The following is a 1,533-nucleotide window of genomic DNA, read 5'->3' as shown; positions in this document are numbered from 1 at the left end:
TAAGAGAGTGGACAATGGCTATATTAACGTTGTAAACGTTTTTCGAGCGAGTATCGTGTTAGGAACGCCGGGCAGCGGGAAGTCATACGCAGTAGTAAATAATTACATAAAACAGCAAATCGAGAAAGGTTTTGCGCTCTACCTGTATGATTATAAGTTTCCTGACCTTTCGGAAATCGCTTACAATCATTTGCTTAACCACTTGGACGGCTACAAGGTCAAGCCGAAATTTTACGTTATCAACTTTGACGACCCACGCAAGAGCCACCGATGTAACCCTATAAACGCCAGCTTCATGTCGGACATTGCGGATGCTTATGAAGCCAGCTACACGATTATGCTTAACCTCAATCGAAGCTGGATAAGCAAGCAGGGCGACTTCTTCGTGGAAAGCCCGATTATCCTGCTTGCAGCCATTATTTGGTATTTGCGCATCTATCAAGGCGGCAGGTATTGCACGTTTCCCCATGCCATAGAACTGTTGAACAAGAAATACGCTGATGTATTCACGATTTTGCGCAGTTATCCCGAACTGGAAAATTACCTTTCCCCGTTCGTGGACGCTTGGGAAAGTTCGGCAGTTGAACAGTTGCAGGGGCAGATTGCCAGTGCAAAAATCCCGCTTTCAAGGATGATTTCACCCGCCCTTTACTGGGTAATGACGGGCGATGATTTTTCACTTGACATCAACAACCCGAAAGAGCCTAAAATACTGGTTGTCGGCAACAATCCTGACCGCCAAAATATCTACTCGGCAGCACTGGAATTATATAATTCCCGTATCGTGAAGCTGATAAACAAGAAAGGTCAGCTTAAAAGTTCGGTGATAATAGATGAATTACCAACTATATATTTTCGGGGGTTGGATAATTTGATTGCCACCGCCTGCATATTCCGGCGGATACCCGTTCAGCATTTCCGGTGATATCCGTTCAGTCCCCAGTTAGTATTCAGTGTTGTTGGCAAAGTTAATACTTCTTTCTTAGGCTCTCTCCTTTAAGGTCAAATTTTATTGCCTTATGCACGATTCTGTCCAGACAGGCTTCCGCAATGAGCTCGCTTTGGAACACATCATACCAGTCTGCAACGGGAAGCTGGCTGGCCAGGATGAGTGCCTTCCGGTTGTACCGGTCATCTATGATCTGTTCAAAGTCATGCTGTATCTGGCCGTCCAGCTTGACCATCCCAAAGTCATCGATAATCAGCAGGTCATGTGCGTTCAGCTTCCGGAAGAAGTTTGTTTCCCGTCCTTCCAGATGTGCAAGCTTCAGGTTCTCGATGAGCATGTTCATCGTGAAGTACAGTACCTTCCGGCCGTTCCTGCATGCCCTGTCACCCAGGGCACAGGCAAAGTAGGACTTCCCGGTTCCTGCCGGTCCGGTAATGATGACCGTCATTCCGCCCGTGATGTAATTTCCGGTTGCAAGGTCGGCTGCAGAGCAGTCTGTATGCCCCTTGCCGTGTCCGTTTCAAGTTCTTCCATCGAGGCTCTCAGACGGAAGCCGGCATTCTTTATAGACGCTGGATGCGGTT

Annotated in this window: 1 protein-coding gene and 1 pseudogene; one reads left to right on the top strand and one right to left on the bottom strand. The window is 47.4% G+C overall.

What is annotated here, in order from left to right; translation table 11 throughout:
• Positions 1-886: pseudogene (locus BACCOP_RS02060) on the top strand (conjugal transfer protein TraG); the annotation flags it as partial.
• Positions 887-968: 82 nt separating this feature from the next.
• On the opposite strand, the gene BACCOP_RS02055 reads toward BACCOP_RS02060, so the two are convergent.
• On the bottom strand, positions 969-1,397 hold the full coding sequence (locus tag BACCOP_RS02055) for an ATP-binding protein (RefSeq protein ID WP_007565649.1): 429 nt from the start codon (positions 1,395-1,397) through the stop codon (positions 969-971).
• Positions 1,398-1,533: the final 136 nt, after the last annotated feature.

This window comes from Phocaeicola coprocola DSM 17136, assembly GCF_000154845.1.
In the GTDB taxonomy this organism is placed as follows: domain Bacteria; phylum Bacteroidota; class Bacteroidia; order Bacteroidales; family Bacteroidaceae; genus Phocaeicola; species Phocaeicola coprocola.
Note: the sequence above shows the minus strand (reverse complement) of the source record. Positions and strands in the feature narration are given on the sequence as shown.

What these genes read in the sequence shown, in the direction of transcription:
- BACCOP_RS02055 (WP_007565649.1), bottom strand. Translation starts at nt 1,397, where the DNA reads ATGACGGTCATCATTACCGGACCGGCAGGAACCGGGAAGTCCTACTTT.